General features: G+C 63.4%; 7 protein-coding genes. 4 read left to right on the top strand and 3 right to left on the bottom strand.

What is annotated here, in order from left to right; translation table 11 throughout:
* The first annotated feature begins 233 nt into the window (after positions 1 to 233).
* The 4 genes from ilvD (at position 234) to BQ17_RS08130 (ending at position 6,563) form a co-directional block, all read left to right on the top strand.
* Complete coding sequence (gene ilvD, locus BQ17_RS08145; RefSeq protein ID WP_089726005.1) at positions 234 to 2,081, top strand: dihydroxy-acid dehydratase; 1,848 nt, start codon at positions 234 to 236, stop codon at positions 2,079 to 2,081.
* A gap of 156 nt (positions 2,082 to 2,237) precedes the next feature.
* Positions 2,238 to 3,530: a tRNA (N(6)-L-threonylcarbamoyladenosine(37)-C(2))-methylthiotransferase MtaB gene (mtaB, locus tag BQ17_RS08140; protein WP_089726001.1), complete on the top strand. Its 1,293-nt coding sequence runs from the start codon at positions 2,238 to 2,240 to the stop codon at positions 3,528 to 3,530.
* Positions 3,531 to 3,725: 195 nt separating this feature from the next.
* Entirely contained in the window at positions 3,726 to 4,523 is a 798-nt protein-coding gene (locus tag BQ17_RS08135; RefSeq protein WP_089726000.1) for an amino acid kinase family protein, read from the top strand.
* Between the two features lie 75 nt (positions 4,524 to 4,598).
* Positions 4,599 to 6,563: a RecQ family ATP-dependent DNA helicase gene (locus BQ17_RS08130; RefSeq protein ID WP_089725998.1), complete on the top strand. Its 1,965-nt coding sequence runs from the start codon at positions 4,599 to 4,601 to the stop codon at positions 6,561 to 6,563.
* On the opposite strand, the gene BQ17_RS08125 is transcribed toward BQ17_RS08130, so the two are convergent.
* The 3 genes from BQ17_RS08125 to BQ17_RS08115 form a co-directional block, all read right to left on the bottom strand.
* Complete coding sequence (locus BQ17_RS08125; protein WP_141699166.1) at positions 6,553 to 7,065, bottom strand: RpnC/YadD family protein; 513 nt, start codon at positions 7,063 to 7,065, stop codon at positions 6,553 to 6,555. The two genes, BQ17_RS08130 and BQ17_RS08125, sit on opposite strands and share 11 nt — an antisense overlap.
* Positions 7,019 to 7,984: a hypothetical protein gene (locus BQ17_RS08120; protein WP_256091519.1), complete on the bottom strand. Its 966-nt coding sequence runs from the start codon at positions 7,982 to 7,984 to the stop codon at positions 7,019 to 7,021. Before BQ17_RS08120 ends, BQ17_RS08125 begins: the two co-directional genes overlap by 47 nt.
* An 80-nt stretch (positions 7,985 to 8,064) precedes the next feature.
* Complete coding sequence (locus tag BQ17_RS08115; RefSeq protein ID WP_089725994.1) at positions 8,065 to 8,772, bottom strand: NifB/NifX family molybdenum-iron cluster-binding protein; 708 nt, start codon at positions 8,770 to 8,772, stop codon at positions 8,065 to 8,067.
* Between the last annotated feature and the right edge of the window lie 124 nt (positions 8,773 to 8,896).

The raw sequence follows: 8,896 nt of genomic DNA, 5'->3' as shown, positions 1-8,896 counted from the left end.
ATCCGAGCTTTTGAATTTCCCCCTCACCCCCGCCCTCTCCCGGAGGGAGAGGGAGTGAAATGCGCAGATTATGCCGTATGACAGTATACACACCTGCTGTGCAGCAGCGATTATTATTCGGTAGCCCTGCTCCGGATGGTTGGGGAGGCTGCGGACCTGCAAGGATTCGGTACAATCACTGCCGTGCGGTGCAGTGCATCAGCGCCCCCCGTTTTTTCCATTCGGAGATCACCATGCCCCGTTTCCGTTCCCGCACCACGACCCAAGGCCGCAACATGGCAGGTGCCCGCGCCCTCTGGCGGGCCACCGGGATGCAGGACGAGGATTTCGAGAAGCCCATCGTCGCCATTGCCAACTCCTTTACCCAATTCGTCCCGGGCCACATTCACCTCAAGGACCTCGGCCAACTGGTGGCGGGGGAGATCGAGCGGGCGGGCGGGGTGGCCAAGGAGTTCAATACCATCGCCGTGGATGATGGCATCGCCATGGGGCATGGCGGCATGCTCTACTCGCTGCCTTCGCGGGACCTGATCGCTGATTCCGTGGAGTACATGGTCAATGCGCACTGTGCGGATGCCCTGGTCTGCATCTCGAACTGCGACAAGATCACGCCCGGAATGCTGATGGCCGCCCTGCGTCTCGATATTCCTACGGTCTTCGTTTCAGGCGGTCCCATGGAGGCGGGCAAGCTGGTCCGCGGCGGCAGGGAGGTCCACCTGGATCTGGTCGACGCCATGGTCGTGGCGGCGGACCCCGATAAGGCCGACGCGGAGGTGGCCGAGTACGAGCGCTCCGCCTGTCCGACCTGCGGCTCCTGCTCCGGGATGTTTACGGCCAACTCGATGAACTGCCTGACCGAGGCGCTGGGCTTGAGCCTTCCGGGCAACGGCTCTCTGTTGGCGACCCATGCCGATCGCCGTGCGCTCTTTCTCGAAGCCGGGAGACTGATCGTTCAGCTCGCGCGGCGCTATTACGACGGAGACGATGCGAGCGTGCTGCCACGCTCCATCGCGTGCTTCGATGCCTTCGAGAATGCCATGAGCCTGGACATCGCCATGGGTGGCTCGACCAACACGGTGCTGCACTTGCTCGCCGCTGCCCATGAGGCGAAGCTGGATTTCACCATGGCCGATATCGACCGTCTGAGCCGCAAGATCCCGAATCTGTGCAAGGTGGCACCGGCGACCCGGCGCTACCACATGGAGGATGTCCACCGGGCCGGGGGCGTAATCGGCATCCTGGCCGAGCTCGACCGCGCGGGGTTGATCCAGCGCGATCCGCCGACTGTCTTCAGCCGCTCGCTGGGCGCGGCGCTGGCCGCGTGGGACCCGGTGCAGACCCGGGCGGAACAGGTGCATTCCCGGTATCGCGCGGCCCCCGGCGGTCGGCCGACCCAGGTCGCCTTCAGTCAGGACAACCGCTGGCCCGACTTGGATCTGGACCGCGCCAACGGGTGCATCCGGGATGTGGCGCACGCCTACAGCCGCGACGGCGGGCTGGCCGTCCTGTACGGCAATCTGGCGGAGCAGGGCTGTATCGTGAAGACCGCCGGCGTGGACGCATCGAACCTCACCTTCTCCGGACCGGCCAGGATCTACGAGAGCCAAGAGGTGGCAGTGGAGGCCATCCTCGGCAACCAGGTCAAGGCGGGCGAGGTGGTGGTCATCCGTTACGAGGGTCCCAAAGGGGGGCCCGGAATGCAGGAGATGCTCTATCCTACCAGCTACCTGAAGTCGAAGGGGTTGGGTAAGTCCTGTGCCCTCGTCACCGATGGCCGCTTCTCGGGCGGGACCTCCGGGCTGTCCATCGGCCATGTGTCGCCGGAGGCCGCCGCAGGCGGAACCATCGGGCTGGTGCGGGAGGGCGACCGGATCGAGATCGACATCCCGCAGCGCAGGATCGAGCTCCTGGTCTCGGAGGATGAGCTCGCAACGCGCCGCCGGGACATGGAGGCCAAGGATACCGCCGCATGGCAACCGGAACACCGGGACCGCCCCCTAACCACGGCATTACGGGCCTACGCCGCGCTCGCGACGAGTGCGGCGCGCGGTGCCGTCAGGGATCTCTCGCAACTCAAGTGAACGGCATGGTGCAGGCGGCGTGCCCGTCAGCCCCGTAAGTGCCAACCGCTAATAGGACAAGATTCACGGGGTTTCCAGGATTAACAGGATATTATAAGTCATTATTCAGGAAAATAATTCTGTTAATCCCGAAAATCCTGTTAATTCTGTACCATTATGCGTGTAAACCTTCAGGCACTGGGCTGTAGACTCAACGAGGCGGAGCTTCAGACCTGGGCCCGGCAGTTCCAACGGCAGGGCCATCCGGTTACCGCCGATCCGGAAGCGGCCGACCTGTTGGTGATCAATACCTGCGCGGTAACCGCCGAGGCGGTACGCAAATCCCGCAAGCTGCTGCGCCGCGCCCAGCGTGTCAATCCCTGGGCCAAGCTGGTGGTCAGTGGCTGCTTCGCCTCCCTAGACCGGGATGCATTGGCCCGCGACCAGGGCATCGACCTGCTGGTGCTCAACCAGGACAAGGATCGTCTGGTGGAGATTACCGCGCGGGCGTTCGACCTGGATTCCATGACCCGCGACGCCGTGGAGCAAGCGACCAACCCCTTGTTCGTCCGTGGCCGCCAACGGGCCTTCGTCAAGGTACAGGACGGCTGCCGCCACCGCTGCACCTTCTGTATCGTAACCCGCGCCCGGGGTGAGGAACGCAGTCGTCCGATTGCCGAGGTGGTGGAGGAGATCAACCAGCTGGGCACGGAAGGGGTCAAGGAGGTCGTACTCACCGGCGTCCATCTCGGAGGTTACGGAAGCGACGGCCGGGGCGACCTATCGGCCTTGATCCGTGCGGTCCTTGCCGACACCCATGTGCCCCGGGTCCGCCTGGGATCCCTGGAACCCTGGGACCTGCCCGCAGGATTCTGGGCGCTGTTCGAGGACCGGCGTCTGATGCCTCATCTGCATTTACCCTTGCAGAGCGGATCGGATGCGGTGCTGCGTCGCATGGCCCGACGCTGTAGGACCCTGGACTTTGTGCGCCTAGTCGGAGCGGCCCGGAGCCAGGTGGCGGACTTCAATCTGACCACCGATATCATCGTCGGCTTTCCCAGCGAGACCCAGGCCGAGTGGCAACAGACCCTGTCCTTCGTGGCGTCACTGGGCTGCGGCCACCTCCACGTCTTTCCCTACTCACCGCGCGCAGGCACTAAGGCCGCGACGCTGCCGGGACAGGTCCATGACCGGACGAAGCAGGAGCGTAGCCGCCAAATGCACGCGCTGGGACGCCGGATGAAACGTGAAACCCTGGCCCGCTTTGTCGGCCGGCGTCTGCCGATTCTGGTGGAAGGCCCCTACGGCGACTCGTCGCAAGGCGAATGGTTTGGTTATACGCCGAATTATCTTCCGGTCAGAGTAGGTGCCGGTGAGACGGAAGACCCGACCAACCGAATCCTCGAGGTGAGGCTGGAGGCAGTACACGAGGACGGAGCGCACTTGATTGGAAACCTGTCAGGCCGGTAGAGAACGCGGTAGTGGTAAATTGCTAACTGATAGAGTAGTTGATAGTCCCGACAGAACTGAGTCCGCCGAGCCGCGCAGCAACCCAACCTACCCTCTACCAGTTAAAGATTTACCACTACCGAGAACCCATATTAGGTAACTATAATCCATTCAAAATCGGAATTGAGGGGCGATCATAACGAGATCACTGGATCCATGGCTACCCGAGCAAGTACCTCCCAAGGAGGTGTCGTCGTCAAGTTGGGGGGAAGCCTCATCACCCGAGATACCGGGACCGGTCCCTGGCTTGAGGCGGGGTTGGTCATTGACCTTGCGCGTGAACTCTCCGCCCTGAAGCGGCCGCTGGTCCTGGTTCACGGAACGGGGGCCTTTGGAAAACCACCGGCGGAGCGATATGCCTTCCTCCAGGGGTACCTTGATGCCGAGCGTCGCGCTGTGGTTGCGGAAGTGGCAGCCCACCTCGGCAGGTACGAATCCCGCCTTATAGAACACCTATTGGACGGGGGCCTCTGTCCATTTCGCATCTCGACGGCTATGCTGATGCGTGGGACATCCGTGGGATGCCGTCTTGCCAACTCGGAACCGATCCAAGATCTGCTCCGGCATGGTGTTACCCTGGTCGTTGGGGGTGGCTTTGTCACCACGCCAACCGGATTTGGGGTTTGTTCCAGTGACGATGTGGCTTCGGACCTCGCGCAGGCCATCCACGCTGACTGGCTAATCTTCGCCACGCGTGCAAGTGGTGTATACCAGGCATTCGGTACCGATGATCGCATTTATGCCGAGGTCGACGGTGATTCCCTCCTTGATTCGAAGTTCCAGGACGGTGCCGAGCGAGATGTCACCGGAGGTATGCCGGCTAAGGTGCGTGCCGGTCTGCGAGCCTCGAAGCGAGGTATAGCGACCTTCATCATTGATGGCAGGGTCCCTGGAAATATCGAGGCAACGCTCTGTGGTCGTCCCCTGTCGGGGACCCGGATTCGGCCTCGATAATGTTCGCTGGCAGCGCTTGGATCAATTACATGCTTGGGGAAAATACAGGCGCCTTTCCTTAAGGGGAGAACAACTATGCCGGCCGATGTCCAAGCCGCACTGAAACGTCACTTCGGCTTCGAGACCTTTCGCCCTGGGCAGGAAGCCGTGGTCGCACACCTCATGGCCGGCCATTCCGCCGCAGCCGTGTTTCCCACCGGCGGCGGTAAATCCCTGTGCTATCAGCTCCCGGCCCTGCTGTTGCCCGGCCTGACCCTGGTCGTCTCGCCGCTGATTGCCTTGATGAAGGATCAGATCGACGCCCTCACCCGCCTCGGTATCGCCGCCGCCCGCCTGGACTCCACCCTGGACGCCGCGGCCCACCGGACGGTGATGGAGCAGGTACGCAAAGGTACCTTGCGATTGCTCTATGTGGCACCGGAGCGGTTCAACAACGAACGCTTTCGGGAGGCCATCACCCCCGTGCGGATCTCCTTGTTCGCCGTGGACGAGGCCCACTGCATCTCCGAGTGGGGTCATAACTTCCGTCCCGACTACCTGAAGCTCGCGGGATTCGCACGCGCGTGCGGCGCCGAGCGAGTCCTCGCCCTGACCGCCACCGCCACGGAACGGGTGCTCGCCGATATCTGTGACGGCCTGGCGATCGACGCCGAGCGGGCCGTGCGCACCGGTTTCTACCGACCTAATCTCTCCCTGACCATGACCCCCGTGTCCGCCGCGGAGCGTGACGGCAGCTTGCTCACTGCCCTGCGGGCCAACCCGCCGGGTCCCACCATCATCTATGTCACCCTGCAGCGCACCGCCGAGGAACTGGCGGAACGTCTCGTCGCGGCAGGCTGCGAGGCCCGCGCCTACCACGCGGGGATGCAGGACGTGCTGCGGGCCGAGATTCAGGACTGGTTCATGGCCTCGGACCAGGCCATCGTAGTGGCCACCATCGCCTTCGGCATGGGTATCGACAAGGCGAATATCCGCTATGTCTACCACTACAACCTGCCCAAGAGCCTGGAGAACTATTCCCAGGAGATCGGGCGCGCCGGCCGCGACGGCGAGCCGGCAATCTGCCATATGCTGGTCTGCCCGGACGACCTGAACGTGCTTGAAAATTTCATCTACGGTGACACCCCGGACCCGAACGCCGTCAGGGGCCTGATCAGGGATATCTTCGCGCGCGGGAGCGAATTCGATGTGAGCCTCTACGAGCTTGCGTTCGAGCACGATATCCGGCCGCTGGTGTTGCGTACCCTGCTCACCTATCTGGAGCTCAAGGGATTTCTCGCGGGGGGCACACCCTTATATGGGCAATACCGCTTCCAGCCCTTGCTGACCTCGCGGGAGATACTGGCGCGCTTCGAGGGGGCGCGCCGCACCTTCCTCGCCGATCTGTTCCGCCAGGCCCGCCAGGGCCGGTCCTGGTTCCACATCGATCCCGGCGCTGCCGCGATGGTGCTGGGGACCGATCGGGAACGGATCATCCGGGCCCTGGATTGGTTGGGAGAGCAACAAATGCTGCGGGTCGAGGCCAGAGGGCTAGGTCACCGCTACCGACGGCTCCAGTCGCCCACGGACCCCGCTGCGCTGGCGGACGAGCTGCACCAGTACGGCCTGAAGCGGGAGGCGGCGGAGCTCGGGCGACTCCGGCAGGTACTGGAGCTAGCAAGTAGGAACGCTTGTCAGACCGCCGCACTTGCCGCCCACTTCGGCGAGCGCCTGGAAGAAGCATGCGGCCACTGCAGCTGGTGCCGATCCGGCGGCTCCGAGCTCCCGGAACGCGACTCGCCGGAGATACCACCGGACCTCCGGGATCAGGTGAACCAATTGGTTTCCACTGCCGGTGGTGCGCTCGACGAGCCCGGATCCCTCGCCCGCTTCCTGTGCGGTATCCCCTCCCCCCGCCTCAGCCGGGTCAAGCTGGGTAAACAACCACTGGGTAAACATCCGCTCGCGGGGACCTTGACCCGCGTCCCTTTCCGCACCGTCCTGGAGTGGGCGAGTGCTGGTCGGCCGCACAACACTGGAAATGAGCTTGTCAATCGCTGATGACCTGCTCAATGCCGGCAGCGGTCAATACCCGCTCCGACCACGCCAGTAGCATCTGCGGGTCGGCACGTTCGATCTTGCGGTGTACCGCCGCGGGCACGTCTCCGAATTTCAATTGCAGTAACCGCAGCAAGATCATCGCTTCACCTTCTTGCTTGCCTTCCAATTTACCTTCCAGCCTGCCCTGCTCGATGAAGCGTTCGGAAAAACTCATCATGATCTTGGCCTCTTGGGGATACTCTCGTTTGTAGCTGGCCCGCTCATTCTCGTCCAGATCTCCGTAGGTGTCGATGAAGTCAATGTATTTCAGTTGCTTTTTCGGGTCGTCTTCGAGGTTCGCCAACCCGCTCACGGCCTGGGCATAGGCATCCAGCTTACGCCCCGGCGCATAGCGCATGTTCGGCAGATTGAGCCGCGCGACGATATTGTCACTGTCGCGAAAACGCTCGTAGTGGTCAAACGCTGTAAGGGGCGTCGCACCAATCCCGCAGCACCGCAACATCCCGCGCCGGTAGATAGTCGTAGTCGTCCATCAGGTCCGCGTGTACCGCCTCGGCCAATTTGTAGGAGACCTGACGCCGGGTCAGCATGTGGAAGTACCAGGCGAAGCGGTATCCGATGCGCCGATCGAACCCATGGATTAGGTTGGCCAGGCCCGCACCGCGGGTGACGCGTGCGTCGGGCAGGTCCGGGACCTCTTCGCTCGGCACCAGAAGCGGCTTGGCGCTCAGCCGGTCGTAACCCTGGAGGTCTCGATAGTCGCGGAGACCTAAGATCCAATGATCGCAGAAACAGGCGGATGTGGCGGCGCTGCTCCGATCCCAATCGCTCAAGAAGCGCTTGATGTTGGCGCTCGCGTCCTCCGACTCGATGAGCTCCGCCACGCGCACCAGGCGGCGAAACAGCAGGCGCGGCGGCGCCACCGGCTCGGGGGCCAGGCGCGGGCAATCCAGGGGATCGATGAAGTCTTCGAGATCGTCCGGCATCCAGTCCGGGGTCCACAGGGAACGCTCGATGACCTCCTGGACCTGCTCGACCTCGATTTGGATGTAATCCCGCGCCCGCTCTCCAGTGACCGCCGTGAGATAGTGGGTACGGCCTTCCAGCCTGGTCACGAAGCCGCCGCTCGCGGCGCATGTGTCCAGCAGCCGCTCCAGGTCGCCGCCGGACTGCGCTTGCGCCCAGGCAGCGAGGTGCTGGGCCACGGGTCGATGGTCCGCGTCCACGACGCCGCCGAGGCGATGCCAGCCGGTGCGGGTCATGGCGTAGCCTAGCCGCAGCTCCGGGACCTGCTCCTGCAGCAGGGCCAGGATGGCCGGCGGCGAGACGGATGCCGGCTTCCCATTGCAGGCATCGGCGATGCGCGCTTGCAGTGACATATCGCCGCTACCGGCACTGGCCGTCGGGGTGCGCGTCGTCATGGCTCGACTCCGAGGACTAGCGAGGTTTTGCCTCAGACCGACGAGGTATGCATTTTTCGTGCTTGGTCCCGAATGCGGGATCACGGCTCGTGCCCTTGGGACTCGAAACGGATGCGTTCCTCGGGGGGGCGTCCCATGAGCTTGGCCAGCCAGGGTGGCACCTTCGACGCCAACACCTGGCGCAGGGCGATGATGCGGTCGTGGGCGGGGCCACCTTGCGTGTCCTTGATGGGGTGGACGTTGGCCTTGACCACCTGGGCCGCCGCCGGACCGCCGATGGAGGCGATGTAGAGGAGCTGACAGTCCCGGATCAATCCCACACGGTAGGCGGTCTTGTCCTCGGTATGCGCAGCCTCGGGGACGCGGATGTCGATCAGCCGGTCTTCCTGGGCCGATACCTGATAGATCAGGAAACGCTTGGCCTGGCCGAAGTGCCCGTCGAGCAGGTCACCGGTGTCCGACGCGCAGGCGACGCGGATCGAATCCGGCATGTCCCCTTCCGCGTAGGGCTCCACCGACGGCAGGTCCGGGTCCGCAAGCGTACCCGGTTCGCCCCTGAGGATGGCCAACGCCTCTTGCAAGGTCTGCTCATCGAAATCCGCGAGCTCATCGCCGAGCGCCGCCTTCAGATCCGGCAGCTCGAGCCCTTCGAGTCCGCGGGCCGTTGGCGGAAGTCCGATTGCATCCTCGATGACTTGGATCAAACGCGCCATCCCCAGATGTGGCAGGAGGCGGGCGACCAGGGCGATACGCCGGGCGACGTCGTCGGAAAGAGTGGCTTGCGTCATTTCTTCATTCGTCTCGTTCCCACGCTCCAGAGACTGTGAAAGTATTTGCTTTTCCCGAAAGCGGTGGGATGAAGTTACCATATTCCACGCTGAATTCCATATCACGTGGGACTGAGGAGAAAGA

Origin of the sequence: Candidatus Thiosymbion oneisti (assembly GCF_900092655.1) — a bacterium.
GTDB classification, from domain to species: domain Bacteria; phylum Pseudomonadota; class Gammaproteobacteria; order Chromatiales; family Chromatiaceae; genus Thiosymbion; species Thiosymbion oneisti.
Note: the sequence above shows the minus strand (reverse complement) of the source record. Positions and strands in the feature narration are given on the sequence as shown.